The following is a 25,333-nucleotide window of genomic DNA, read 5'->3' as shown; positions in this document are numbered from 1 at the left end:
TGCCGGCCCGCCGATCCGCGGGATCATGGCGGCCGGCCTGCCCGCCGCCCGCCGCGGCGCTCCGGGCCGGTCGGACGGCCCGCCCGCCCGGCGGCCGGAAACGCGCTTTCGTCGCATGAGATAGAGGCTATCCTCCCCGTCCGGGCCCGCAGGCTCCGGGCGGGGATAATGTGTCAGGGGGAGGAACCATGTCCGGGCCATCGCACGAGGCTGCCGGGGAGGAATCGTCCCGGGATCACGCCGGCTACGTCCCCGGCCTGACGCCCGTCGTGACGGGCATGAACGCCGTCGGGGCCGTGGTGGTCCTTCTGATGGCGGTGCTCGTCAACACCGACGTCCTCGGCCGCTGGCTGTTCAATTCGCCGCTCGACGGCGCGGTCGAGCTCACCGAGATGGGCATCGTCGCCATCGTCTACCTGCAGCTCGCCCACGCCATCGCGGTCGGGCGGCTGACGCGGTCGGAGATGCTGCTCGATCTCACCGAGCGCCGGATGCCGCGGGTCAACCTCACCCTCCGCATGGTCTTCAACCTGATGGGCGCCTTCGTCCTCGCGGTCATCGTCTACGGCCAGTTCCCGCGCCTCGTCAGCGCCTGGGAGAACGGCTTCTACAAGGGCAACCCCGGCGTCTTCCAGGCGCCGATGTGGCCGCTGGAGGCGATCCTGCTGGTCGGCGCCCTCTTCGGCATCGTGCAGTTCCTGGTGCTGGCCTGGCACAACGTCGCGCTGATGCGCGCGCTGAACGCGAACCAGGGGCCGGCCCGATGATCGTCGCCCCCTACGAACTCGGCCTGATCTCGATCGGCGCCATCGTGCTGCTGATCTACGCGGGCTCCTACATCGCCGTCGCGCTGTCGCTCGTCTCCTTCGTGCTGGTGGCGGTGCTGCGCAACGACCCGGCCATCGCCGTCCACCTTCTGACGCTCGCCGCCGCCGACAGCATCGCCAGCCAGACCTTCGCGGTCATCCCGCTGTTCGTGCTGATGGGGCTGATCATGAGCGCGTCCAACGTCGGGCGCGACGCCTACGACGTGGCCGACCATTTCCTGCGCCGCATCCGCGGCGGGCTGGGGCTCGCCACGGTGACGTCGAACGCGGTCTTCGCCGCCGTCACCGGCGTGTCGATCGCCGCCGCCGCGGTGTTCACCCGCGTCGCCGTGCCGGAGATGCTGCGCCTCGGCTACCACCCGCGCTTCGCGGTCGGCGTCGTCGCCGGCTCGTCGGTGCTGGGCATGCTGATCCCGCCGTCGATCCTGCTGATCATCTACGCGATCCTCACCGAGCAATCGATCGGCATGATGTTCTACGCCGGCATCGGGCCGGGCCTGCTGCTGTCGGGCGTCTACTGCGCTGGCATCATCGGCATGGCCTACCTGACGCCGCGCTTCGTCTACGATCTCGACGGCCGCTTCTCCGACACCCATTCGGGCGCCGAGCGGCCGCGGCTCACCGGCGGTGAACTGGCCCGCAAGGCCGGCCCGCTGCTGCTCCTCATCACCATCGTGCTCGGCGGCATCTACGGCGGCGTGTTCACGCCGACGGAGGCCGGCGCCGTCGGCTCGCTCGCCGCCCTCGCCATCGCGCTGGCGCGCCGCAGCCTGTCGCTGCGCAGCTTCTGGAACGTGCTCCTGGAGACCGGCCACATCACCGCGTCGGTGTGCTTCCTGATCATCTCGGCGACCATGTACAGCCGGGCGCTGACGGTGGCCGGCGTGCCGTTCTGGCTCTCCGGCCTGGTCAGCGGCGACGGCGACAGCTTCCTGATGGTGATGCTGATCTACATCGCCGTGATCCTGCTCCTCGGCACGATCATCGATTCCGTGTCGATCATCCTGATCATGGTGCCGCTGTTCCTGCCGATCCTGAACGGCATGGGCGCCGACATCGTCTGGTTCGGCATCGTCACCATCATCTCGGTGGAGATCGGGCTGCTGACGCCGCCGCTCGGCATGGCGTGCTTCGTCATCAAGGGCTCGCTGCCCGACGAGCGCATCAAGCTTGGCGACATATTCGCCGGCGCCGCCCCCTTCGCGCTGATGATGCTGTTCGTGGTGGCGCTGCTGGTGAGCTTCCCCGACCTCGTCTACATCGGCCGCTGGTTCGGGCAGTAGCGGCCCGGACCGGTGCCGGCGCCCACGCCGTCGCTCAGGCCGTCACGCGCTCCAGCACGGTCAGGAGCGCGTCGATGTCGATCGGCTTGTCCAGGAAGTGCGAGGCCCCCAGCCGGGCCGCCTCGCGCCGCATCTCGTCGGTGGCGCGCGCGCTGATGACCACGGTGGTCAGCCCCTCGTAGGTGCGCTGCAGCCGCTCCAGCGCCTGCAGTCCGCTCATCCCCGGCAGGTTCACGTCGAGGATGACGCAGCTCCGGCTGTCGAGGGCGGCGCCGTCGAACAGCTCCTCCGCGCTCTCGAAGCCCGTCACCTGATAGCCGTCGAGCTCCAGGACGGTCAGCAGCGCCTCGCGCACGGCGGTGTCGTCCTCGACGATCACGACCGGCGGCCTCACCGCCGCATGCTCCGCGCACCCGGAACCACCGATGGAACAGTCTGCATGGTCGTGTCTCCGCGGCGGCCGGCCCCGGCGATCCCCCGATCGCCCGGTGCGCGTTGCTCCGATTGGAATCGCCCCGCCTCTCCCCGGCCTCTTATGACGGGTGTCCGGCCGCCTTTCGAAGTCCGGTGCGCTACGTACGGGAAACTACCTACGGAGAATGCCTGAGTTTCGGTCGCCCGGGGCAAGGCGCATATCAAAGGTGTCCGAGGCAAGATGGGGGATGGGTCATGTTGCACGCACACGTTTCAGGCCGGCCGGGCATCGTCCCGCACGCCGGATGTCTGGCGTCGGGGCCGGAGGCTCCCGAGGAAGCGCTCGACCAGACGCTTGAGGAGCTCGGAACCGCGATCGCCGTCGACCGCAACGCCGAGATCTTCGCCCAGGGCGAGCCGGTGACGCATTTCTACAAGGTGGTGTCCGGCGTGGTGCGGACCTGCGTCTATCTCGAGGACGGCCATCGCCAGATCGGGTCGTTCCAGCTTCCCGGTGACCTGTTCGGCATCGGCATGGGCGACCGTCACGCCTTCTCCGCGGAGGCGGTGACCGACTGCCAGCTCGTCCGGGTGCGCCGCTCGGCGCTTGAGGCGGCCTCGAAGCGGCGGCCGGAGCTCTGCCGGGCCATGCTCGCGTGCACGTTCCGCTCGATGGAGCGCCTGCGCGCCCACGTCACGCTGCTCGGCCGCCGGAGCGCGCTCGAACGGGTCGTGGCCTTCCTGCGCGCGCTGTCGGAACGCCAGCACCAGCCGTCCGTCATCGAACTCCCGATGTCGCGCCAGGACATCGCCGACCATCTCGGCCTCACCATCGAAACCGTGTCGCGCACGATGACGCAGCTCCAGGACATCGGGCTGATCACGCTCGACGGATCGCGCCGCGTCCGGGTGCGCGAAAGCCGGCTCGCGGCCTAGGCCGCGGGTCCCGGCCGCTCCGCCGCCACGGGCCCTCCCGCCCGGGCGCGGAGCCGCCGCAGCCGTCCAGTTGAGGAGCAAAGCGCGTGACCGCCTCCCGTTCCCCCGTCCCGTCGCCGGCCGCGGTGCTGCCGCTGCCGCCCCGGTTGCCCGCGACCGTCCCGGCGCCGGCCGCCCAGGCCGCGGAGCCCGACCCGCTCGACGTTTTCGCCGACACCATCGACCGGGCCTCCCACGCCGCGGTGGCGCGGATGACCGGGGGCCTCGCCCCCACCGGCATGTCGGAGGCCTTCACCGACTGGGCCGTCCATCTCGCCTCGGCGCCCGGCAAGTCCGTGCAGCTCGCCGGGAAGGCAGCGCGCAAGTGGACCCGCTACGCCGAGTTCGCCGGCCGCAGCCTGGTCGAGGGGGCGGACGGCGCCGCCTGCATCGAGCCGCTGCCCCAGGACAAGCGCTTCGCCGACCCGGACTGGCACGTCTTTCCCTTCAACCTGATCCAGCAGGGGTTCCTGTTGCAGCAGCAGTGGTGGCACAACGCGACCACCGGGGTGCCGGGCGTCTCGCGCCACCACGAGCAGGTGGTGGAGTTCGCCACCCGCCAGGTGCTCGACATGTTCTCGCCCGCCAACTTCATCGCGACCAACCCGGTGGTGCTGAAGAAGACGTTTCAGAGCGGCGGCGCCAACCTGGTGGAGGGGCTCGGGAACTTCCTGGAGGACTGGCAGCGCGAGGCCACCGGGCGTCCGCCCGTCGGCGCCGAGGACTTCGTGCCGGGCCGGACCGTCGCCGTCACCCCCGGCAAGGTCGTCTACCGCAACCGGCTGATCGAGCTCATCCAGTACGCGCCGCGGACCGAGACGGTACACCCCGAGCCGGTGCTGATCGTGCCGGCCTGGATCATGAAGTACTACATCCTCGACCTGTCGCCGGAGAACTCGCTGGTCCGCTATCTCACCGGCCAGGGCTTCACGGTCTTCATGATCTCCTGGCTCAATCCGACGGCGGAGGACGCCGACCTCTCCATCGACGACTACCGGACGCTCGGCGTCGGCGCCGCGCTCGACGCGATCGGGGCGATCGTGCCGGACCGCAAGGTGCACGCCACGGGCTACTGCCTCGGCGGCACGCTGCTGTCGATCGCCGCCGCCGCCATGGCGCGCGACGGCGACGACCGGCTGAAGACGGTGTCGCTGTTCGCCGGGCAGTCCGACTTCGAAGAGGCGGGCGAGCTGACGCTGTTCATCTCCGAGAGCCAGGTGCGCTTCCTGGAGGACCTGATGTGGTCCCAGGGCACGCTCGATTCCAAGCAGATGGCCGGCGCCTTCGAGCTGCTGCGTTCCAACGACCTGGTCTGGTCGCGGCTCGTCCACTCCTACCTGATGGGCGAGCGGGCGCCGATGTCGGACCTGATGGCCTGGAACGCCGACGCGACGCGGATGCCGGCGCGGATGCATTCCCAGTATCTGCGCGAGCTGTTCCTGGAGAACGACCTGTCCGAGGGGCGCTTCGAGGTGGGGGGGCGGCCGATCGCGCTCACCGACATCCGCGCGCCGATCTTTGCCGTCGGCACCGAGCACGACCACGTCGCGCCCTGGCGGTCGGTGTTCAAGATCCACCTCTTCTCCGATGCCGACGTCACCTTCGTGCTGGCGAGCGGCGGCCACAACGTCGGCATCGTCGCGCCGCCGTCCAGCCCCAAGGCGCATTACCGGATCCTGGAGAAGAAGGAGCAGGCGCCGTACGTCGATCCCGACAGCTGGCTGGAGCAGGCGGAGAAGCGCGACGGCTCGTGGTGGGGGGCGTGGACGGGCTTCCTGACGGCGCAGTCGTCGGGCGAGCGGGTCGCGCCGCCGACGCTCGGCAACGCCGCGGCGGGCTATCCGCCGCTGTGCGATGCGCCCGGCACCTACGTGATGCAGGAATAGGGCGTGGGAAACGACCCGCGGGAGCCGCGGCAGGCGCCGCCCCCGTCGGTCAGGTGCGTGTGGCCGAAGGCCTCAGGCCGTCTCGCGGCTCACCACCGCCTGGGATTCCTGCGCCAGCTTGGCCGATTCCGCGCTGAAGTCGCCGATCGCCTCTTCCACGAACTCCGACTGGGCGTCGATGGCATCGGCGATGGAGCCGCACTTGGCGAGCTGTTCGCACAGGTTGGCCTGGGCGGCGAAGCGGCGGCCGGCGAACCGCATCATCTCGGCCGTCATGGTCATCGGCACGTCGATCATCATCGTCTTCCAGACGTCGGCGAACGGGGCGCGGGAAGCGAAGAGGTCGCCGTACGGGCCGCCGAACTTGAAGGCGTTCGCGAACGGACCAGCAAAGTCGAGCGTGTCCTTGAACGGGTTGCCGACGTGCTTCGGGGACTTGTCCTGCATGGTCTGATCCTTCGGGTTGGGACGGCGCGATTGGGGCGCAACCATGGATTGGGCGGCGCCGGAACGCATTGATCGGTGTCAACGTTTCGGTCGCGGCCGGCCCTCTTGAAGGGGCCGGCGGCCGGGCGCACGTTTGGAATGGACGCAACGCCTGTCCGGCGCCGGTCGCCGGACTTGACGTGTCGCAAGGCGACGGCGCGCGGAAGCGCCGATAAGCAGTCGAAGGCCCCCTGTCCGGGGGCGAACAGGGAGAGGCAGGACCATGAAGGTCGGTGACATCATGACGGTGGGCGCGGCGACGGTATCGCCGGACACGACGATCGGCCAGGCCGCGCAGCTGATGCTCGAGCATCACATCAGCGGCATGCCGGTGGTCGACGCGGAGGGCAAGCTGCTCGGCATGGTGACCGAGCGCGACCTGCTGCGCCGCACCGAGATCGGCACCGAGCAGGAGCATCGTCACTGGATGGAACTGGTGATGAGCGCGGGCACGCTGGCCGACGAATACGTGCGGGCCCACGCCCGCAAGGTCTCCGACGTGATGTCGCGCGACGTGGTCACCATCTCGCCCGAGGCCGACCTCTCCGAGGTGGTCCGGCAGATGGAGGAGCACGGCTACCGCCGTCTGCCCGTGGTGGCGGATGGCAAGGTGACCGGCATCGTCTCGCGGTCGAACTTCCTGCGGGCGCTGGTGCGCCGCGCCGACCCGGCGCCGGCGATCACCGTCGACGACCTCGGGATCCGCAACCACATCGTCGACGAGATCCACCGCCACGGCTGGGTGCCGTCGTCCAGCATCGACGTGACGGTCCGTTCCGGCGCGGTGGAGCTGAAGGGCGCCGTGATCGACCCGCGGATCAAGGACGCGTTGCGCGTCGCCGCCGAGAACACCCCGGGCGTGAAGTCGGTCGACGATCAGGTCGAACTCGTCCCGCAGATGCCCGGCTGGATCTGACCGGCCCTCGGCCGGGGCCGCGTCAGGCTCCGGCCTTGCGGCGGGCGAGCGCCTCCGCCAGCAGCGCCGACGACACGGTGAGCAGCGTCACCAGGCTGCGTTCGGTGGCGGGCGTCAGGTCCTGCTCGCGCACCACCAGGCTCAGGCTCGCGGTCGTCGGGGCGTCGGTCTCGCGCACCGGCACCGCCAGCCCCGCCAGCCCCGGATCGATCTCGCCCCGCGCCACGCAGTAGCCCTGGCGGCGGACCACCCCCAGCGACTTGCGGAACGCATCGCGGCGGGCATCGTCCGAAAGGTCGCTCGCCCGGGCGATCAGCTGCTTCAGGCGCCGCGTCGGCAGATCGGCCAGGATCACCTTCGAGGTCGCGCCGCGCAGCAGCGGCATCGGCCGTCCGCGCTCGTAGCTCGAGCGGAAGGCCGGCGTCCCGGCGGCGGCGTCGGCGACGCACATCACCGTGTCGCCGTAGAGGCTCGACACCAGGCCGACGCAGGCCATCCCCGCCCGCTCCACCAGGCTCGCCAGGATCGCCGCGCCCTCGATGGTCAGCGGATCGGTGAGCCGGATCAGCCGGTCGAACTCCAGGAACGCGGTGCCGAGCCGGTAGTGCGCCTCGCCGGCGGGCGCCAGGAAGCCGTCCGCCACCAGCGCGCGCACGCTGCGGTAGACGGTGCTCGCCGGGATCTCCAGCCGGTCCGCGATCCCCTGCACGGTCCACGTGGGCGCGGCCTCGTCGAACAGGTGCAGGATCGCGGTGAATCGTTCCAGTCCGGCCAAGTCGCTCTCCTTCGACGCGTCCGCCATCTTGGCAGAAACGGGCATTTCTGGGAATTCGGGCGGACCATATTTACAGAATTATCATTTTTTGATAATTATGCGATGACGAACGAAGGAACCCGCCATGACCCTCACCACCGTGCAAGCCGGCGCCTATCTCCATCACGTCGCGTTCGAGAGCGCCGAACCGGAACGCCTCGCCCGCTTCTATGCCGAGGCGATGGACATGCGCCTGGAGAAGATCGGCGACGACGAGTGGCGCTGCGAGGGGCCGCAGCGGCGGTTCGTCGCCCGCAAGGGCGCCGACCGGCAGCTCGCCTATGCCGGGCTCGCCTGCCGCGACGGCGAGGGCCTTGCCGCCATCCGGGCACGGGCCGAGGCGGAGGGCATTCCCATCGAGGCGTCGCCGTCGCCCTATTTCGAGGCGGGCGCCTTCGGCGTGCGCGATCCGGACGGCAACCTGATCTGCTTCGGGCTCGCGACGCCCCAGGCGGAGGGCTTCACCGGCCTGCACGCCCCCACCCAGCACCTCACCTTCGCGAGCTTCGACGTCGAGGCCTTCCGCGCCTTCTACTGCGACCGGCTGGGCTTCGCCCTGTCCGACCGGGTGCTGCATCCGGACGGCGAGATGGCCACCTGCTTCGTTCGCTCCAACCACGAGCACCACACCATCGCCTGCTTCAAGTCCGACCGGCAGGGCGTCGACCATCACAGCTACGAGGCCGGCACCTGGGACACCATCAAGAACTGGTGCGACCGGTTCGGCGCCATGCGCATCGAGCTCATGTGGGGGCCGGGGCGCCATGGGCCCGGCAACAACCTGTTCGCCTTCATCGCCGATCCGGACGGCAACTGGATCGAGATCTCGGGCGAGCTGGAGGTGATCTACGATCGCCCGTCGAAGGACTGGCCGCAGGAGCCGCGAACCCTCAATCTGTGGGGCCGTGCGATCATGCGCTCCTGACCGCGCGGGACCGGCTTGGCCGGGACGGCCGGGTGCTGCAGGGATCGGACATGATGGCTGAGACGACCGCGTTGCCGAGCGAGACCGGGGTGCTGATCGTCGGCGCCGGCCCGACCGGGCTGACGCTCGCCAACCTGCTTGGCGGCGCCGGCGTCTCCACCGTGCTGGTCGAGCGCAACGCCGGCACCGTCGACGAGCCGCGGGCCGTCTCCATCGACGACGAATCCATGCGCACCATGCAGGCGATCGGCCTCGACGGCGCCGTGGAGGCGATCGTCTCGCGCGGCTACGGGTCGCGCTACTACGGGCCGTCGGGCGACCTGTTCGCCACCGTCGACCCGGTCTCCCGCGACTACGGCTTCGACAAGCGCAACGGCTTCCAGCAGCCCGAGCTCGAAGCCGTGCTCGCCGCCGGTCTCGCCCGCCACGCCACCGTCACCGCCGCCTTTCGCACCGAGCTCGTCGGCTTCGAGCAGGACGGAGCGAGCGTCACCGCGCGCCTCCGCTCCGCCGGGTCGGACGCGGAGCGGACCATCCGCGCGGCCTATCTCGTCGGCGCCGACGGGGCGCGGTCGTTCGTGCGCAAGCAGCTCGGGATCGGGCTGGTCGGCTCGACCTTCTCCGAGCGCTGGCTGATCCTCGACCTCGCCCAGACCTACAACCGCTTCCGCCACACCGAAGTCTACTGCGACCCCGCGCGCCCCTGCATCACGCTGCCCGGGCCGGACGGCATCCGCCGCTACGAGTTCATGCTGTTCGACGGCGAAGGCGAGGAGGTCGCCACCGACGAGGCCTTCGTGCGCGGGCTGATGGCCGCCGTCGGTCCCGACCGCGACGCCCCGATCCGCCGGTCGCGGGTCTACACCTTCCACGCCCGCCTCGCCGAGCGGTGGTCGGAGGGCCGCGTCTTCCTCGCCGGCGACGCCGCCCACCTGACCCCGCCGTTCGCCGGCCAGGGCATGAACAGCGGCCTCCGCGACGCTCACAATCTCGGCTGGAAGCTCGCCGCCGCGCTCGTCCGCGATGAGGCGAGCAGCAGGTCCGATGGAGCCCCTGCCATCACGGCGCCGGAGCCGGGCACGGCCGACCGGCTGCTCGCCTCCTACGAGACCGAGCGCCGGCCGCACGCCTGGTCGATGATCGAGCTCGCCATGACCATGGGCCGGCTGATGACGCCGTCCTCGCGGGCGCGGGCCTTCGCGGTCCGCACCGGCTTCCGGCTCCTCGGCATCTATCCGCCCGCCCGCGACTACGTCTCCCAGATGCGCTACAAGCCGCCGCCGCGCCTGACCGACGGTCTCATCTGGCCGGACGGGCGCTCGAAGAAGGCAACTTTGGTCGGCAAGCTGTTCCCGCAGCCGACGGTGGAGCGGCCCGACCGCTCGCGCCTGCTGCTCGACGACCTCGTCGGCAACGCCGCCTGCCTGATCGCCTTCTCCGACGCGCCGGACCGGACGCTGCCGGCCGCGGCGCTGGCGGACGCCCGGGCGAGCGGCCTGCAGGTGATCGGCCTGACGCCGGAGGGCATGAACCCCCAGGCGGCCGATTTCCCGATCGTCCGGGACGCGTCCCGGCACATGAGCGGCAAGGCGCGGGCCGGCTACCGCGAGCACGCGATCCTGCTCCGGCCCGACCATTACGTGGCGGCGACGGCGCCCATCGCCGACGCCGCGACCCTCGTGCGCATCGGCCGCGACCTCGCCTGAGCGCGCACACCTGAAAAACGCAGAAACGCGCAAAAAAGCGCAGAAACGCGCAAGCGCGTTCTAGCCGCCCAGGGCCTGCGCGTTGACGCAGTTGCGTAGCGGTTCGCCCGCCTGCAGCCGCCGCACGTTCTCCGCGAAGGCGGCCGAAATTCCGGCATAGGACACGTCCGTGACCCCGGCGATGTGGGGCGTGGCGACCACGTTCGGCATGGTCAGCAGCGGCGAGGCCGGGTCGAGCGGTTCGGTCGCGAAGACGTCGAGGCCGGCGCCGGCGATCCGGCCCTCGGAAAGCGCCGCCGCCAGCGCCGCCTCGTCGACGAGGCCCCCGCGCGAGGGGTTGATCAGCACGCCCTGCAGGCCGAGGCGGTCGAGCGCCGCCCGGTCGATCATCTCCCGGGTTTCCGCCGTCACCGGCAGGCAGAGGAACACGATGTCGGCCTCCTGAAGCAGCGCCGGCAGCGCCTCCATCGGCCGCACCCAGTCCAGGCCCAGCCGCGTCGCCTGGGCCGGATCGGGCGTGCGGCGCACCCCGATCATCCGCATCCCGAAGGGGCCAAGCCGGGCGGCGACTGCCTCGCCAATGCCCCCAAGGCCGACGATTCCCGCCGTCTTCCCGAGCAGCGCGCGGCCGGCCGGCTGGCCCCATGTGCCGCCCGAGCGGATGCCGTCGAGGCAGGCCGGCAGGTGCCGCGTGACCGCGATGGCGGCCATCACGCACCATTCCGCCACGGATTCCGCGTTGCCGGTGCCGGCGGTGGGCAGGTTGGCGACGGCAATGCCGCGCGCCGTCGCGGCCTCGATGTCGACCCCCTCCAGCCCGGAGCCGAACTGGTGGATCAGCCGCAGCCCCTCGATGCGGTCCATCAGCGCTCCGTCGACGCGCGTCATCGCCGGAATGAGGACATCGCAGCCGGTGCCCCCGTCGCGCAGCACCGCGCCGTCGATCGCGTCGATGCGGGCGCCGGCCACGGCGTCGCGGAGGTGGGAACGGGCCGTCTCGAAGCCGGCGCTGGCGAAGATGATGGAGAGGGTCACGGGGCGCACTTCGGCTCGGGAACGACGGGTGGGGCGGCGGCAAGATGCGAGGCGGTCAGGGTAGCATCCGCGACCGTCCGCTCAATGCCCGACCTGTCGGCATCGCTGCCCGTTTCCCGGTCGGCGGGCGTCAGGACGTGGATGTGGCGACGATCCGGTCGAGGCTCGGCCTGAGCGACCAGAGGAGCCCGGTGGCGAACACGGTGTAGGCCGCCATCGCCAGATACTGGGCCTCCAGACGCACGCCGGCGTCGAGCAGGACGCCCATGATGGCGGGGGCGAGGGCGGTCGAGAACACCACCGCGGCAAACGCCACCGAGCGGATCGCCCCCAGGTGCCGCACGCCGAACAGCTCCGCCCAGAGCGCGCCGATGAGGGTCTGGGCCGCGCCGTTTGTCACCGCCGCGAGCGCCATGAACACCGGCGCGGCATAGAGCGAGTCGGTGACCGCGAGCGCGGTCACGCCCACCGCCAGCGGCAGCAGGTAGAACGGCAGCAGCTGCCGCGCCGTGAACCGGTCGATGAGGGCGCCGGCGACGAGCGCGGTGGCGACGCTCGCCAGCGCGTAGACCGGGAACCAGGCGGTGAACCAGGCGAGCGTCCAGCCCTTGGTGGCCACCAGCGTCGTCTGGTGGAAGAGGATCCCGGTCACGATGAACGGCGGCGTCACGATGCCGGCCAGCAGCGCGTAGAACACCGGCCGGCGCAGCACGTCGGCGCGGCTCCAGTCCCGGCGCGGGGCGGCCGGGCTGTCGGCGGCCTCGGCCGCTTCGCCGGGCGAGGGTTCGCGGCGCAGGAAGAAAAGGACCAGCGGCACCGACACCAGGCAGAGGAAGCCCGCCACGATCTGCCACGTCTCGCGCCAGCCGACCGCGCCGATGAGCGCCACCGCCGCGAACGGCATCACCGCTTCGCTCGCCGGGAAGCCCAGCACCGCGACCGACATCATGCGGCCCCGGCGGCGGACGTACCAGCGCCCGACGCCGGTCATCGCGAGGTGGCCTAGAAAGCCCTGGCCGAACAGGCGAAGGCCGAACAGCACCGGCAGGAGCAGCATCGCCGACGGCGCGAACGACATGGCGACGGCGGTCGCGGCGAGACCGACGAGCACGATCACCGCGAGGCGGCGGATGCGGAACAGGTCGGCGATGCGGCCGGCCCACATGAGAACGGCGGCGCTGGCGAGGGTGGCGACCATGTATAGGGTCCCGAACGACCCGTCCGTCAGGCCCAGCTCCTGCTTCAGCCAGGGGGCGAACAGACCGATGAAATAGGTCTGGCCGAACGCCGAGGAGAGCGTCATCACGAAGGCGGCGGCGACGAGGGTGGTCGGCGCGCGCGTGCGTTGGGTCTGCACGGAAGCTATGCTCCGGTTCGGGTCGTCGGACCGCGCGGGCGTGCGGCAGCGGTCCCGCACGCTCCCTATCCCCGCGGGGCGCGGAGGGAAAGAGGTTTGAACAGGTGCCGGCCATGACCCTTTTCCGCCCCATGCGCCGGTGCCGCCGATGAGCGGGACGCAGGCGCTCGACGGGAACGGCGCGGACGCCGGGCCGGCGCCGGATGCCGAGGCAAGCGCGGCGGCGGGTCGGGACGAAAGCTATTCCGGCTTCGCCCGGATGACCTTCTGGCAGGCCAATCTGATCGCATTTGCGTTCTACGTCGTGTTCGCGTTCACGGCGCGCGCGGTGTTCTACGAGAATGTCCGTCACGCGGTGATCCTGACGGCGCTGCTGGACCCGCTGACGTTCGCCTACACGATCTTTCTGCGCTGGATCTATCTGCGCGAGCTCGCCTCCGGCGTGAAGCTCACGCGCGCCGTGCTGCTGGTCATCGGCCTCAGCCTGTTGGCCGGGCTGGTGCTGACCGGCTGCGTCAACCTGCTGCGCTCCTACGTCATCCTGACCGGGCGCTTCCACGAAGGGTTCGGCGGGCCGTTCATCCAGCTCTTCTTCTTCACCACGGTGCTGGTGAGCTGGTCGGTCGCCTGCTTCTGGCTGATGGCCCACTCGGAGATGCGGGCGGAACGCCTGCGGCGCATCGAGGCGGAGGCGGCGGCACTGAAGGCGGAACTCCACCAGCTGCAGATGCAGCTCGATCCGCATTTCCTGTTCAATGCCCTGAACACGCTGGCCGCCCAGATCCCCGAGAATCCCGAGACGGCGCTGGAGATGAACCGCCTGATCGCCGCCTATCTGCGCGGCGGGCTCGACCGCCGGGCCGAGGTGCTGTCGCCGCTGTCCGCCGAGCTGGAGCAGGCGCGCGCCTACGTCCGGATCCAGGCGCTGCGGTTCGAGGACCGCCTCGATGTCAGTCTCGACGTCGACGAGGCGGCGCTCGGCGTCATGGTGCCGCCGCTGGTGCTGCAGGGGCTCGTCGAGAACGCGGTGAAGCACGGGCTGACCTCGTCGCCGGGCCCCCTGCACGTGCGGGTCCGGGTGGCGGGAGACGCGGCACGCCTGCTGATCGAGGTCGCCAACGAAGGCGTCTACGCGCCCCGGCCGGGTCCGGGCCGGGGGCTCGGGCTCGACAACACCCGCCGCCGGCTGGCCATCCACTACCCGGACCGGCACAGCCTGTCGGTGTCACAGGAGGGTGAGCTGGTGGTCGCCAGGATCGTGCTCGAGGGGCCGCCCGCCTTCGCCTGATGCCCCGGACCTCGGCGCAAAACACATCGAGTTTCAAAGACTTGAACATCGGTTGTCGGGGCGGGCCCTTCCGTCCGGCGCCGACTTGCTCTAGTCTTTTCGTCTGTGCCGCAAGGCTGGAGACGATCGACGCGAGGCTTTTCCCACGGGGGGAAGCGCCGCGATCGTGGATCGTTTCATGTTGGCCGGCGGATGTGGATCCCGATGCGGGAGTGATCCGATGGTGCCCGATCAGCGCAAGACGGACGACGACGACAGTCGGCAGATGGGCGGCCTTACGGGCGGCGCGTTCGCGGTCGGTGCGATGGTGCTCGGCGCGCTGATGGTGGGGCGTCGGGCGCTGAGTTCGGCGCGCAACCGGCGCCGGCGCGGCGCCGGCGACCCGCGCACGACCGAGACGAAGAGTGCCCAGCCTGCCCAGCGGCCGGGCGACGGCGGCAAGCGCGGCGACGGCAGCGACGGCGCCGCCGGATAGGCGCGGGGCGGTCAAGCCCCGCCTCGCCACGATATCCCAAGCTCTGGACTCCTGAACCGGGGATCTAGCTGCGTTTGCGCGAGGGCTCGGCCCAGCGGACCTGGTTGCGACCGCCGTTCTTGGCGTCGTAGAGCGCCAGATCGGCGCCCAGAAGCAGTTCGTTCAGGTGCCAGTCCGAGCCGTGCGGCGAGGCGTGCACGCCGGCGCTGACGGTGCATTGCACCGTTCCGCTCTCTGTCGTGATCTCTTCCTTCTGGAAGCGCCGGCGGATGCGGTCGGCCACCAGGATCGCCTCGGCCTCGCCGGTTCCGGGCAGCACCACCGCGAACTCCTCGCCGCCGATGCGGGCCGCCAGGTCGGTGGCGCGCAGGGCCTGCCGGCAGATCACCGTGAAGCGGCGCAGGACGAGGTCGCCCACGGCGTGGCCATGGGTGTCGTTGACCATCTTGAAGTGATCGAGATCGAAGATGATCACCGCGACCGTGTCGTGGGTGCCGCTGGCGTTGCCGATGTCGAGAAGCGCGCGGCGGTTGAGCAGGCCGGTCAGCGCGTCGGTCATCGCGTCGGTGCGATGCTGGTTGGCGATCCGCTCGTGCACCAGCGTGAGCAGCAGCGCGCCCATGGCGGTCAGCCCGAACACGGTGACGATGCCGTTCAGCGTTTCGAGGATCGTTTGCGGGATTCCGAGGAAGTCCGGCTCCTCGAAGAGGAAGAGGTGTATCCCGCACAGCAGGAACGTCGTGCCGATGATCGTCGCCAGCACGGCGAGGCTGGTCATGTAGAGCCGGGTCTCCTTCCGGGCCGACCAGAACACCGACGCCATGTCCATCAGGCTGAGGAACATGACGATGTTGAAGGCGCCGACCATGGTGCCGGGGAGTCCGGCAAGCGCCGGCGCGGCGATTGCGACCTGGGCGATGACGAAGCGCGCGACGCCGCCCCACAGGGCCGGCCGCCGCCGCCTGAGGTTCATGGCGGTCATCCAGCCGCCGATGGCGCCGATGACCGTGGTGGACGCGGCGATCCAGCCGATCAGCAGCGAGGGGGTCTGCTCGTAGAAGCCGAAGGCGCCCGACGATCCGACGAGGATCAGGGTCGCGATGGACCAGATGAGCAGGAAGCGTTCTTCCCGGTGCGACAGCCACACGATGAAGGTGAGGACGGACAGCCCCCCGCAGGTGACACCGACCATCACGATGATTGTGCCAATGTCGAGGATCATCCGGATCCGTCACCCTTGAAACAGCATCGCGCGGGGTCCGTGCGATCGCGCGCGGCCGATGCCGCCCGGGCTTCTGCGGCGCAGGGGCAACCGGGGCAGACTATAGCGCTTGCGGCGAGTGCGGACGAGGGTTGGCGCGACGCGGAACGAGGACGTTGCGACAGGGTAGAACGGGCCGGGGACCGGCCCGACCATGTCATCTAGTAGCGCCGTTGCTGAGGCTCGCGGGCGAACCGGATCACGTTGAGGGCGCTGCGGGAATCCGGGGTCGATGCTGCCTTGTCGACCGCCTCGAAGATCTGCTCCGCGGCGTTCCACTGGCCGAGATTGTAGTGCGCGTAGCCGCGCAGCAGCATCAGGTCGCGCTGCTCCGGCGCCAGGCGCGAACGCTCGTCCAGGGCCATGATGGCGTCGGCGTACTTGCCGTCGCGGTAGGCGGCCAGCGCCCGCTGGGTGATGAGCTCGCGGGCGATCTCCGCCCGGCGGGTGCGGGGCTGCGGCGACTTGGTCGCGGCGACGGCGGCCTCGTTGGTCAGATTGGACGCCGCCTTGGACAGCGTCTCGCCGTAGGCCGCGTCGGCGATGCGCTTGGCGTCGAAGGTGTTCGTATAGGCGGCCTCGAAGGCCATCGCCGCCTCGACGGGCCGCTTCAGCTCCATCAGGCACCAGCCGCGGGCCAGCGCGTCGCCGCCCCTGAGCGCGCCGCGCTTGATGGCGGCGTCGGTCAGGCCGACGCACTGCCGGTAATTCCCGCTGGAATAGGCGGCCCTCACGGCCGGCGAGGCATTGGGCGTGTTGTCGATCAGCCGGTTGCGCGACGTCGGCCGGGACGGTCCGGCCGGAAGGTCGGTGTTGATGGCGATCACGTCCGGGCCGCCGGTGGCAATCACCGTGGCGGTGGAGGTGTCCTGCCCCCAGTTCGGCGCGCCGCCGGTGTAGATGATCGCGCCGCCGCTGGAGGCCTGCCCGGCGCGGGGCTGGTAGCCGCCGTAGGAGGTGTTGGTCGAGCCCGACCCGGTCACGTCGAAGGCGGCGGCCGGCTGCTCGTCCATCTGGAACGCGCCGCCGGTGGCCGTGGTCGTGCGCATCGGCTCCGTGGTCGTCGTCCGCACCGGCTGGGAGGTGGTCGCCACGGGACGCTGGGCGGGCGCCGTCGCCACCGGTGCCATCGTGCCGTCGCGGCGCGGCGTCGGCGTGCGGCTCACGCGCTGCGGCTCGGCGGCGACGGGCTGGCGGCCGGTTCCGGTCGTCGGGGTCGTGGCGCGGTCGCGGGCACGTGCTTCCTCGGCGCGGTCGCGGATCGCCGTCGTGCCGCAGTCGATCTGCTGGACGCCGGACTGGAGCAGCGTCTCGTCCGGGTTCTCGGTCTGGCTCGGCGCTTCCGGCTGCACGCCGCTGCCGGTGCGCAGGCTTTCCACGGCCGGGTAGACCGGACCCCATTCGTTGACGACCTCGTCGAAGCCGACGGTGTCGCCGAGCCGCAGGCGCGCCAGCGCCAGGCCGAACAGGGCGGCCTCGGACGGCTTCCAGCCGGCCGACGTCACGAACCAGTCCTCGGCGCTCTGGAACTGGCAGGTGTTGTAGGCGTACCAGCCCAGCGCCTGGGCCCCGTTGGGGTCCTTCTGCTGAACGACCACAGGGGCGAACCGCGTCACGGTCTCCTGGTCGATGGCGTAGATGTCCTTGCCGGTCAGGAAGGTCGCGACGGCTTCCAGGTAGATGGCCATGATGTTCTTGGAGGTGTCGCGCCAGATGTAGGCCGCCTCGCGCGCCCGCGCCTCGTCCTTCATGGCGCGCAGCGACAGGATGAAGCCCTGCGCGGCCTCCACGCCGTGGCCGCGCTCCAGCGCGAAGCGGAACCATTCCAGCCCGTCCTGCGGGTTGTCGTGGCGGTAGAGGTACCAGCCGAGCAGCGTCGCGTCGTTGGTGTCGCGGCCGGTGGCGGCCTCCTTGGCGAGCACCTGGAGCTGGGCCTCCGGCACCGTGATCGACGGGTCCTCGGCGGCCTTGCCGACGGCGCGGCGGATGGTGTTGAGCTGGACGACGGCGAATTCGTTCTCGCCATCCGGACCGGTGCGGCCGAACTGGAAGAGCTGTTCGAGCAGGTTGTCCGGCAGCAGCTCCGATGCCTTCTCGACGGTGGCGATGCGCTCCTGGGTGTCCGGGCAGTTCTCCAGCACGTAGGCATAGGCGTCGTAGGCGCGCTGCGCCTTGTCGGTCTTGGCGAAGGCCTCGGCGACGCGCCACAGCACGTCGACGTTGCCGCAGACCAGCAGGTTCGGATTCTCCGACGCGATCCGGATGACCGCCTGCCACTGCTCGAGCTTCGAGGCGTTGGTCAGCCGTTCGCGGGCTTCCGCCTCGTTGAGGGCGTTGACGAGGGCGGTCGGCGCCTCCCAGTTCGGGTCGCGCTGCTGGCGCTGGGCCAGAAGCTCGCGGGCCTCGCCGAAGCGGCCCTCGCCATAGAGGTTCCAGATCTGCTGGGTCTGCTGGTCCTCGCCGACCGGATCGAGCAGGTTGGTCGGCGGGTCCCAGTCGGGATAGAGCGCGCGCAGGCGGCGCAGCTCCGCTTCCAGCCGGTCGACGTCGCCCTGCCGCGCGAAGTAGCGCAGCGCGCTTTCATCGGCCGCCGACGGCGCCGAGACCTTGCTGCCCGACTGGCTGGCGAACGAGAGGCCTTCCTGGGCGCCGGCGGGCAGGAGGAATTTGTCGGTGCCGTGAGGCCAGGGGCCGATGTTGAGAAGGTAGCCGACCACCAGGGCGCACACGGCACCGATGATCATGTGATGCTTGCGGTTCAGGCGCGCGGCCGCATCGCCCGGATGCGTGCCGAACCCGTCGCCGGCGAAGGCCGAGCGGAGACCGTTGAGAATCTCTGCGGTGGGCGTGTCGCGCCGCGAGCGTCTCAGCGCGTGCGGCTTCCACCTGTCAGGTCCTGGCTCGTGGCCGGCACTCATTACATCTCTACTCCGACAGCCTCGACGAGGCGGCTATCGCCCGATCCTTCGCATTGCGTTGAGCGCCGATTGTGCAGCACCACAGAGACAGCAAGGAAATCTGCACGCCCGACCATGCCGTGACACGGTTAATAGATAGTAAGAGGACCCGTAAGAAGCGGCAGAAACATACCTTTTCGCGACTTTAACGCGCGAGCAACCTGCCCAGAAGGGCAAGTTTCGGCCCATCGCCGCACATCGGAACAATTGGTTAACGGTGCGCGGAGGCGCCCGGAGGTCCGTTGCCGGGGCCGGCGGCGCTCAGGTCGCCAGGCAGCGGGGGTAGTTCTCCCGGGCCACCGCCAGGGCGAGAAGCTGCAGCGAGGACGGGTAGTAGCTGGTCGGCTGGAAGGTCTGCAGGTCTGAGGGGATCGGCGTCTGCCGGAGGGCGCAGGCGACCAGCGCCGCCAGGATCCGGTAACCGGGGTCGTCCAGCTGCTGCATGATCTGGTCGGTGTTGACGTTGACCACGGCGGGACGGCCGGCGCCGCTCTGGTTCCAGGCCTTGTCGTAGGGCTCCAGAAGCGTCCGGTCCGTGATGCCGGCCTGGATCAGGTAGAGGGGGATGCGGATCGAGTTGTAGCCGAACTCCGGCTCGAAACCCTCGGCCGGGCGCGGCGGCTGGTTGGCCTGCATCGACACCCAGTCGGACGGCAGCTTGAAGGTGCCGAACTGCGCTTCCTTCAGCAGGATCAGGCCGCTCGCGCGCACGCCGCTCCAGTCGGTCTGCGGATCGAGGCTCTTGATGGCCTCGATCGCCGAGAACACCCAGTAGGACGGGTTGACCACCGGTCCGTCCGGCCGTTCGGCCTTGGTGAAGCCCTGGGAGCCGGGAAGGATCAGGCTCATCCGGCCTTCCGGAATGATCAGGGTCTTGCCGATGGTCTGGGCCATCCGCTGCGCGTGGTCGCGGTAGCGGTCGATGCCCCAGCGCTCGGCGGCCTTCAGAAGCGCCCACACGATGAGTATGTCGCCGTCGGTCGCCGTGTTGATGTCGGCGATGTGGGGATCGGCGTCCGGCACCCATTTCCAGGCGGCCAGCCCGTCGTCGCGGATCAACAGCTGGGTGAGCGTGAAGGTCCAGATCTGCTCGAAGGTCGCCCGGTCGTCGGCGGCGACGGAGAGCAGCAGCCCGTAGCCCTGGCCCTCCGAGTGGCTGATGTTGCCGTTGCCGGTGTCGACGATCCGCCCGTCGGGGGAGAGGAACTTCTCGCGGTAGCTGGACCACTCCGGTGCGGAGATGGTGGGCGCGGTGGCGCTCATGCCGACGCCGTAGTCCTGCGCGGTGGCGGATCCGGCCGCACCGGCGAGGAAGAACGAGAGGATCATCGCGGGAAGTGCCAGTGGCGCAGCGAACCGGCGCATCAGCGTCGTTTGCGGTGTCACTATTTTCTCCCCATCGGCTGAATGACCCGGTGCGTGAAGACGCCCAGCACCACGGCGGCGAAGATCATGACCAGAGCATAGATGCCGTTGTTGAGCGAGAACCAGTTCGCCGCGATCAGGCGCATATTCTGGAAGCTGAGCGGCTCGGTGACGACGAACACCGGGTTCTCGGCGGGCATCACCTGGACGGCGTCGGTGTCCAGCTGGAACGCGGTGAGGCGGCCGCCCATCCGGTCCCACTGGCCGGACGCCGAGATCGAGGCGATGCTGGCCGACAGCAGCGCCGGCGTGGGGGCGGTGACCAGCGTCCACGCGTCGTCGACCGATTGCGGCGCGGCCGCCTGGGCGATGATCAGCGTCGCCTGTTCCATGACCTGCGGGCCGGCGTCCTGGCCGTTGCGGTTGGAGAGGGCGTCGAAGGAGACGTCGAACTGCCGTCCGAACCACTCGCGCAGCCTGCTCAGCTGGCCGGCGAGGCCCTCGCCGTGGCGCACGTCGGTCTTCCAGCGGTCGTAGAGTTCCTCCGTCTGGCTGCGCTCGTCGGTCATCAGGTCGTCGGTGGACTGGAACTCGTCGAGCGAGACGTTGCGGTTGCGCAGAGTGTCCTCCTCGCGGGTCTGCTCGCGCATCCGCTTCAGGATCTCGTCGTACTGGCTCAGCCCCTCGGGCTGGAGGCGGTTGCCGGTGGCGCGCGGTGTCAGCCAGCTCTGGGGGATGATCCGGTCGACCCGGGTCTGCTGGAGGACGAGCGGCGTCACCTCGGAAAATGCGCCGACGACGATCGCCGGACGGCCGATGAGCGAGGAGACGCTGTCCACGGCGACGGCGTTCAGCCGCTTGCCACGGGTCACCGCGAGGCGCGCCATCAGGCTGGCGGTCGCCCCGAGGGTGTCGCGGGAATCGCCGGAAACGCGCACCGCGATCGGCCGGTCGCCGATCGAATACGGGAAGCCGTCGGCGCCGAACGAGGCGAGATCGGGCACCCGCCCGATGCGCGCGAAGGCCGGGAACACGAACTCCGTGGTGTTGAACAGCACGAACCGCTGCTGGGTGGAGACGGTGCCGCCCGGCAGGCAGAGAGTGTCGGCGTCGGTCAGGAGATTGACCGAGATGCGCACGTCGTTCAGCCCCGGGCGGAAGTTCTTCAGCAGGATCCGGACCGGGAACTTGGAGAAGACGCGACCGTCCTTGGTGGTGAAGGACAGCGCCGTCGCGAGCGCGCCGTTGACGTAGACGTTCAGGCGGCTGCCCGGCAGCACGGCGGGAGTGTAGGCCGCGTCGAGCTCGATCGTCGCCTGTCCGTAGGCGGCGGCGAAGAAGTCCGGCGGAAGCTCGATCTGGAAATGGGTCTCGAAGCGCCGGCCCGAGAACTCCTGGGTGAACACGCCCGCGTCGCGCAGCGAGAACCGCTCCGCGCCGTTGATCTCGATGGCGTCCGGCGAATGCCAGGGCGGCGTCGCGGCGATCCGGTTCACCCGCGAGATCGGGTCGATCTCGGCTTCCAGGCGCCGGAGGGCCACGACCAGGCCGCGCTCGTCGGGCGCCGCCACGAACACCGTCGGTCCGATGTCGGGCCGGTCCTGCAGGACGGCGATCGGCATCGACTGGGCGTCCGGAGAGACGCCGCGCACCAGCCGGCTGATGTCGGCGAACGTGCCCATCACCAGGTTGACCACGCCGGGCTGCGGCGGGGCCGGCATGCCGGGCGTCAGGATTTCCACCAGCGGATGCTGGAAGCGTCCGCGGACGGCCATCGTCTGGACCGCCTCGAGAATGCGGTTCTGGGCGTTCGCGGTCATCGTCGCCGGCTGCAGCACGCGGATGCGGGTCGCGCCGGTGGTGTCGACGCCCACCGCGGGAAGATCGGCGAGGCTCTGCAGCGGCACGTCGCCGCCGCGGAACGACAGCCCGGTCAGCCGCGGCTCGATGCGGGTCCACAGCTCGTAGGTCGCCTGCAGCGAACAGTCGATCCGGTGCCGCTGGTCGACCTCGAATCGGATCGCGTTGGCGCCGGGACGCACCATGTCCGGGGTGATCGGAACCGCCACGACCTTGGTGTTGTCGGGCGAGTCGATCTGGGTGGTCAGGATCTCGCGCGTGTTGAGATAGACGCGCAGCTGCGAGGCCTCGGGCAGCACCAGCACGGAGTTGGTGAAGGCGACCGTGAGGGTCGCGCCGCGGGCCGCCTGGGCGGCGCTCAGGTAGAGGGTCCAGCTGCGGAAGTCGATCTCGCCCTCCAGCCGCAGGTGCGAGAACGGCACGATCGGCCGGTCGACCGCCGGCAGCGCGCCCTCGGAGGTGCCGAGCGACACCTCCATGGTCCGCTGCCCGGTGTCGGTCTCGTCCTCCAGGAAACGGTTCAGTTCGTCGAGCTGGTCGGAGGTGTCGACGGCGAGCGGGTTCTGCGGGCTGCCGAGCTGGTCGCCGGTGGGCGTCTGCTGCGCGTTCCAGCCCGGCGCCCGGCTCGGATCGAGGAGCGTTTCGACCGGGGGAAGGCCCTGGTTCGGCTGCCGGCTCGGTGCCGCCTGCTGCGCGCCGCCCTGGTTGCCCCCTCCCAGCGAGAACGGGGGAGGGGTGGCGGAGCTGTCAGGCTGGGGCTGGTCGATCGACTGCAGCGTCGGACCGGATCCGGACGGGTTCGGCGAGAAGTACTGGGAGGCGGTGTCGCTGACGGTCGGCGACCCGAAGGCGGGCGGGGGCTGCTGCGCGCCCGACCCGAACGCGGCCGGCGGCTGGCCCTGGCTGGCCGGCGCGCGGCCGGACGGCTGCGCCGGGGCGCTCGGCCGGCCGGAGGGGCTGGCGGAAGAAGAGGGCGCAAGCGGCGAGATCGGCGAGCCCGAGGCGTCGTCCGGCGCCATCTGGAACGGGGCCGGGCCTTCCTGGGCATGGACGGCGAGGCCGCCGACCATGGCGATGGCGCCGGCAAGCACCATGCGGCTGAAGAGGCGCGCGCGACGGCGGTCCATCGGATACCTCATTCGGCCGGCACGGCGCGCGAGCCGTGCGGCGAAGGCGAGACGGGGCCGTCGTCGAAGTCGTCGTAGCTGCCGGTCGGGTGATCCGGCGGCGGCAGCCGCTCGGGCGGGCCCTGCTGCGCCGTGCTGGCGTTGTCGGAGGAGATGCCCTGGTCGGAAGCGATGTCCTCGTCCTTGCGCGGGAACAGGTAGGAGAGGCCGCGAACGGTCTGGTAGAACGCCATCACGAAGAACTCGACGATCCCGCGCAGCACGCCGATGTCCTTGCGGCGGCCCTTCTGGAAGGCCACCCATTCGTCGGACTCGGCGAACACCAGGTCGGCGACCAGCCGGAAATGGGCCGCTTCCTTGGTGGCGAACTGGCAGCCCAGCGCCTGGCCGCCCTGGTCGCGCATGATGCCCATCACCTTCAGCGGCAGCGCGTTGGTGGCGAGCTTCGCCTTCGGCTCGAAGCGCATGATGACTTCCTGGCCGCGCTTCAGGCCCCTGAGCGCCTTGGCCGGCACCAGGATGCGCGTCCCGGTCACCGAGACGTCGTCGATCTTCGCCGCGACGACCTCGTCGCCGAAGACGATCTCCGCCTTGCGGTTGACCGTCACGCGCTGGCTCTGGCGCAGGTTCCGGCGCTCCGACACGACGCCCAGCGCCGCGCCCATGATGATCAGGTTGAAGATGTTCCAGCCGCCCACCACGATGGCGATGTCGGCGACGTAGGGCTGGGTCCAGACGCGCCAGACCGTCACCAGCACGGCGAACGCCAGGATGAAGAAGATGATGTAGAACGGCCAGCCGAGCTCGGAAATCCGGCTCTTGGTGGTGGTCTCGCCCTTCGCCGTCACCTTGAAGGTCGGCTTTCTCGGGTTCACCAGCACGCCGCCCAGCGCCTTGATCAGGTAGATCGACTGGATCGTCTCGTAGAGCTCAGAGATGAACGGCCATCGGAAGCTCGAATACAGATAGTTCTGCATCAGGATGTTGATCAGCATGTACGTCATCGTGTAGGCGGCGAATTCCGCCCCGGACGCATTGAAGATCTGCAGCGAGAAGAACAGGTAGGCGAGCGGCGCGAACAGGAAGGTCAGCCGCGCGAACGGAAACAGCCAGAACATCGACGCGGCCATGTAGCAGAGCCGCTGCGGGATGCGCAGGCCGCGCTTCAGGAACGGCCGCTTCAGCAAGATGATCTGCAGCATACCCTGGGCCCAGCGCGAGCGCTGGCCGATGAAGCTGGCGAAGGTTTCCGGCTGCAGACCGGCGATCATCGGGCGGTCGACATAGGCGCTGCGCCAGCCGCGCGAATGCAGCTCCAGCGCCGTTTCGGCGTCCTCGGTGATGGACACGCCGGAAAAGCCGCCGGCCGTCTCCAGCGCGGAGCGGCGCAGCACCGCCGCCGACCCGCAGAAGAACGAGCCGTCCCACTTGTCGAACCCCTTCTGGATCATGCCGTAGAACATCTCGTTCTCGGACGGCATCCGGTTCCAGGTCTCGAGATTGCGCTCGAGCGGGTCGGGGTTGATGAAGAAATGCGGCGTCTGCACCAGGAACAGCCGCTTGTCCTGGCGGAACAGGCCGACGGTCTGCTTCAGGAAGTCGCGCGCGGGGGCGTGGTCGGCGTCGAACACCACGACCAGCTCGCCGTGGGAATGGGCGAGGCCGTTGTTGAGGTTGCCGGCCTTGGCGTGGAGGTTCTTGGCGCGGGTCAGGTAGCGCGCGCCCATGTCGCGCGCGAGCTGCTGCAGTTCGCGGCGGCGGGCCTGGGCCTGGGCGGCCTTGTCCAGGTCCTCGTCCTCGCACTTCTGGTCGGTACCGCCGTCGTCGAGCAGGTAGACGATGAACTTGTCGGCCGGATAGTCCATCTGCCGCGCCGCCGCCAGCGTGGTCGCCAGCAGCGCCGGTTCCTCGTTGTAGGTCGGCACGAAGACGTCGACCATCGGCTGGTCTTCGTCGGGCAGGATCGGCGCGGGCGGGCGCTCGAGCGGGTCGGACACCGCGAACAGGCTGAGAAACAGCATGAACACGCTGTACATCTCAGCGAGATAGAGAATGACGCCCGGAATGAAGTCTTCCAGCTGGCCGATCGGCGGGATCGTGCTCGTCGTGCGCCAGTAGCAGTAGCGCAGCACCACCGAGGTTCCGAGCGCCAGAACCACCAGGCGCAGGGCGCCTTCGCGCTTGAAATACTTGAGGATCGCGATGACCGCGGCGACCAGCATCGCCGTGACGAAGTGCGTGTTGATGTCGATCGGCTGCGTCACCATGAAAATCATGATGAGAACGAACAGCATCCACGTGGCTACATTGAAGATCCTAGCCATTCAGCTTACGCCATGCGCTTTCGTCGCCGGTGATGGTCAATGCGAGGCAACA

At 69.9% G+C, this 25,333-nt stretch carries 19 protein-coding genes; 9 read left to right on the top strand and 10 right to left on the bottom strand.

What is annotated here, in order from left to right; all coding sequences use genetic code 11:
- Positions 1–188: 188 nt before the first annotated feature.
- Together AB7M35_RS12270 and AB7M35_RS12265 are read left to right on the top strand one after the other, a co-directional pair.
- Positions 189–767 (top strand): TRAP transporter small permease subunit, encoded by a 579-nt coding sequence (locus AB7M35_RS12270; RefSeq protein WP_453960142.1) that lies wholly within the window; start codon positions 189–191, stop codon positions 765–767.
- Positions 764–2,110 carry a TRAP transporter large permease gene (locus AB7M35_RS12265; protein WP_453960140.1) on the top strand — a complete coding sequence of 449 codons (1,347 nt, stop codon included), beginning with the start codon at positions 764–766 and terminating at the stop codon, positions 2,108–2,110. Before AB7M35_RS12270 ends, AB7M35_RS12265 begins: the two co-directional genes overlap by 4 nt.
- A gap of 34 nt (positions 2,111–2,144) precedes the next feature.
- On the opposite strand, the gene AB7M35_RS12260 is transcribed toward AB7M35_RS12265, so the two are convergent.
- On the bottom strand, positions 2,145–2,504 hold the full coding sequence (locus AB7M35_RS12260; protein ID WP_453960139.1) for a response regulator transcription factor: 360 nt from the start codon (positions 2,502–2,504) through the stop codon (positions 2,145–2,147).
- 275 nt (positions 2,505–2,779) lie between these two features.
- Here AB7M35_RS12260 and AB7M35_RS12255 point away from each other — a divergent pair, with 275 nt between their 5' ends.
- Together AB7M35_RS12255 and AB7M35_RS12250 are read left to right on the top strand one after the other, a co-directional pair.
- Complete coding sequence (locus tag AB7M35_RS12255; protein ID WP_453960137.1) at positions 2,780–3,460, top strand: helix-turn-helix domain-containing protein; 681 nt, start codon at positions 2,780–2,782, stop codon at positions 3,458–3,460.
- A gap of 86 nt (positions 3,461–3,546) precedes the next feature.
- Positions 3,547–5,385 (top strand): PHA/PHB synthase family protein, encoded by a 1,839-nt coding sequence (locus AB7M35_RS12250; protein WP_453960135.1) that lies wholly within the window; start codon positions 3,547–3,549, stop codon positions 5,383–5,385.
- 72 nt (positions 5,386–5,457) lie between these two features.
- Here the strand turns inward: AB7M35_RS12250 and AB7M35_RS12245 are convergent, their stop codons facing one another.
- Complete coding sequence (locus AB7M35_RS12245) at positions 5,458–5,832, bottom strand: phasin family protein (protein ID WP_453960133.1); 375 nt, start codon at positions 5,830–5,832, stop codon at positions 5,458–5,460.
- A 262-nt stretch (positions 5,833–6,094) separates the two neighbouring features.
- On the opposite strand from AB7M35_RS12245, the gene AB7M35_RS12240 reads away from it, so the two are divergent.
- Positions 6,095–6,787: a CBS domain-containing protein gene (locus AB7M35_RS12240; protein WP_453960131.1), complete on the top strand. Its 693-nt coding sequence runs from the start codon at positions 6,095–6,097 to the stop codon at positions 6,785–6,787.
- Positions 6,788–6,809: 22 nt separating this feature from the next.
- On the opposite strand, the gene AB7M35_RS12235 is transcribed toward AB7M35_RS12240, so the two are convergent.
- Positions 6,810–7,562, bottom strand: a complete 753-nt coding sequence (locus AB7M35_RS12235; RefSeq protein ID WP_453960130.1) for an IclR family transcriptional regulator — start codon at positions 7,560–7,562, stop codon at positions 6,810–6,812.
- A gap of 124 nt (positions 7,563–7,686) precedes the next feature.
- On the opposite strand from AB7M35_RS12235, the gene AB7M35_RS12230 reads away from it, so the two are divergent.
- Entirely contained in the window at positions 7,687–8,526 is an 840-nt protein-coding gene (locus tag AB7M35_RS12230) for a VOC family protein (protein WP_453960128.1), read from the top strand.
- Between the two features lie 53 nt (positions 8,527–8,579).
- Complete coding sequence (locus AB7M35_RS12225; protein WP_453960126.1) at positions 8,580–10,232, top strand: bifunctional 3-(3-hydroxy-phenyl)propionate/3-hydroxycinnamic acid hydroxylase; 1,653 nt, start codon at positions 8,580–8,582, stop codon at positions 10,230–10,232.
- A gap of 60 nt (positions 10,233–10,292) precedes the next feature.
- Here the strand turns inward: AB7M35_RS12225 and AB7M35_RS12220 are convergent, their stop codons facing one another.
- Together AB7M35_RS12220 and AB7M35_RS12215 are read right to left on the bottom strand one after the other, a co-directional pair.
- On the bottom strand, positions 10,293–11,267 hold the full coding sequence (locus tag AB7M35_RS12220) for a 2-hydroxyacid dehydrogenase (RefSeq protein WP_453960124.1): 975 nt from the start codon (positions 11,265–11,267) through the stop codon (positions 10,293–10,295).
- 130 nt (positions 11,268–11,397) lie between these two features.
- Entirely contained in the window at positions 11,398–12,624 is a 1,227-nt protein-coding gene (locus tag AB7M35_RS12215) for an MFS transporter (protein ID WP_453960122.1), read from the bottom strand.
- Between the two features lie 148 nt (positions 12,625–12,772).
- On the opposite strand from AB7M35_RS12215, the gene AB7M35_RS12210 reads away from it, so the two are divergent.
- Both AB7M35_RS12210 and AB7M35_RS12205 read left to right on the top strand, forming a co-directional pair.
- On the top strand, positions 12,773–13,912 hold the full coding sequence (locus AB7M35_RS12210; protein WP_453960120.1) for a sensor histidine kinase: 1,140 nt from the start codon (positions 12,773–12,775) through the stop codon (positions 13,910–13,912).
- A gap of 220 nt (positions 13,913–14,132) precedes the next feature.
- Positions 14,133–14,387, top strand: coding sequence for a hypothetical protein (locus AB7M35_RS12205; RefSeq protein WP_453960118.1), 255 nt, complete (start codon positions 14,133–14,135; stop codon positions 14,385–14,387).
- A gap of 64 nt (positions 14,388–14,451) precedes the next feature.
- Here the strand turns inward: AB7M35_RS12205 and AB7M35_RS12200 are convergent, their stop codons facing one another.
- The 5 genes from AB7M35_RS12200 to bcsA all read right to left on the bottom strand — a co-directional run bounded on the left by AB7M35_RS12200 (position 14,452) and on the right by bcsA (position 25,281).
- The gene (locus AB7M35_RS12200; RefSeq protein WP_453960117.1) at positions 14,452–15,609 is read right to left on the bottom strand and encodes a diguanylate cyclase; all 1,158 of its coding nucleotides are present in this window, start codon (positions 15,607–15,609) and stop codon (positions 14,452–14,454) included.
- A 200-nt stretch (positions 15,610–15,809) separates the two neighbouring features.
- The gene (locus tag AB7M35_RS12195; RefSeq protein ID WP_453960116.1) at positions 15,810–18,566 is read right to left on the bottom strand and encodes a hypothetical protein; all 2,757 of its coding nucleotides are present in this window, start codon (positions 18,564–18,566) and stop codon (positions 15,810–15,812) included.
- A 300-nt stretch (positions 18,567–18,866) separates the two neighbouring features.
- On the bottom strand, positions 18,867–19,991 hold the full coding sequence (locus AB7M35_RS12190; protein WP_453960114.1) for a glycosyl hydrolase family 8: 1,125 nt from the start codon (positions 19,989–19,991) through the stop codon (positions 18,867–18,869).
- The gene (locus tag AB7M35_RS12185; protein WP_453960113.1) at positions 19,991–22,957 is read right to left on the bottom strand and encodes a cellulose biosynthesis cyclic di-GMP-binding regulatory protein BcsB; all 2,967 of its coding nucleotides are present in this window, start codon (positions 22,955–22,957) and stop codon (positions 19,991–19,993) included. Before AB7M35_RS12185 ends, AB7M35_RS12190 begins: the two co-directional genes overlap by 1 nt.
- An 8-nt stretch (positions 22,958–22,965) precedes the next feature.
- Positions 22,966–25,281, bottom strand: a complete 2,316-nt coding sequence (gene bcsA, locus AB7M35_RS12180; protein WP_453960111.1) for a UDP-forming cellulose synthase catalytic subunit — start codon at positions 25,279–25,281, stop codon at positions 22,966–22,968.
- Between the last annotated feature and the right edge of the window lie 52 nt (positions 25,282–25,333).

It is taken from the genome of Amorphus suaedae (genome assembly GCF_053629675.1).
Note: the sequence above shows the minus strand (reverse complement) of the source record. Positions and strands in the feature narration are given on the sequence as shown.

Coding starts and splice junctions, on each gene's coding strand:
- AB7M35_RS12255 (WP_453960137.1), top strand. CDS start 2,780: ATGTTGCACGCACACGTTTCAGGCCGGCCGGGCATCGTCCCGCACGCC.
- AB7M35_RS12205 (WP_453960118.1), top strand. CDS start 14,133: ATGGTGCCCGATCAGCGCAAGACGGACGACGACGACAGTCGGCAGATG.
- AB7M35_RS12195 (WP_453960116.1), bottom strand. CDS start 18,566: ATGAGTGCCGGCCACGAGCCAGGACCTGACAGGTGGAAGCCGCACGCG.
- AB7M35_RS12240 (WP_453960131.1), top strand. CDS start 6,095: ATGAAGGTCGGTGACATCATGACGGTGGGCGCGGCGACGGTATCGCCG.
- AB7M35_RS12270 (WP_453960142.1), top strand. CDS start 189: ATGTCCGGGCCATCGCACGAGGCTGCCGGGGAGGAATCGTCCCGGGAT.
- bcsA (WP_453960111.1), bottom strand. CDS start 25,281: ATGGCTAGGATCTTCAATGTAGCCACGTGGATGCTGTTCGTTCTCATC.
- AB7M35_RS12245 (WP_453960133.1), bottom strand. CDS start 5,832: ATGCAGGACAAGTCCCCGAAGCACGTCGGCAACCCGTTCAAGGACACG.
- AB7M35_RS12210 (WP_453960120.1), top strand. CDS start 12,773: ATGAGCGGGACGCAGGCGCTCGACGGGAACGGCGCGGACGCCGGGCCG.
- AB7M35_RS12230 (WP_453960128.1), top strand. CDS start 7,687: ATGACCCTCACCACCGTGCAAGCCGGCGCCTATCTCCATCACGTCGCG.
- AB7M35_RS12185 (WP_453960113.1), bottom strand. CDS start 22,957: ATGGACCGCCGTCGCGCGCGCCTCTTCAGCCGCATGGTGCTTGCCGGC.
- AB7M35_RS12225 (WP_453960126.1), top strand. CDS start 8,580: ATGGCTGAGACGACCGCGTTGCCGAGCGAGACCGGGGTGCTGATCGTC.
- AB7M35_RS12265 (WP_453960140.1), top strand. CDS start 764: ATGATCGTCGCCCCCTACGAACTCGGCCTGATCTCGATCGGCGCCATC.
- AB7M35_RS12200 (WP_453960117.1), bottom strand. CDS start 15,609: ATGATCCTCGACATTGGCACAATCATCGTGATGGTCGGTGTCACCTGC.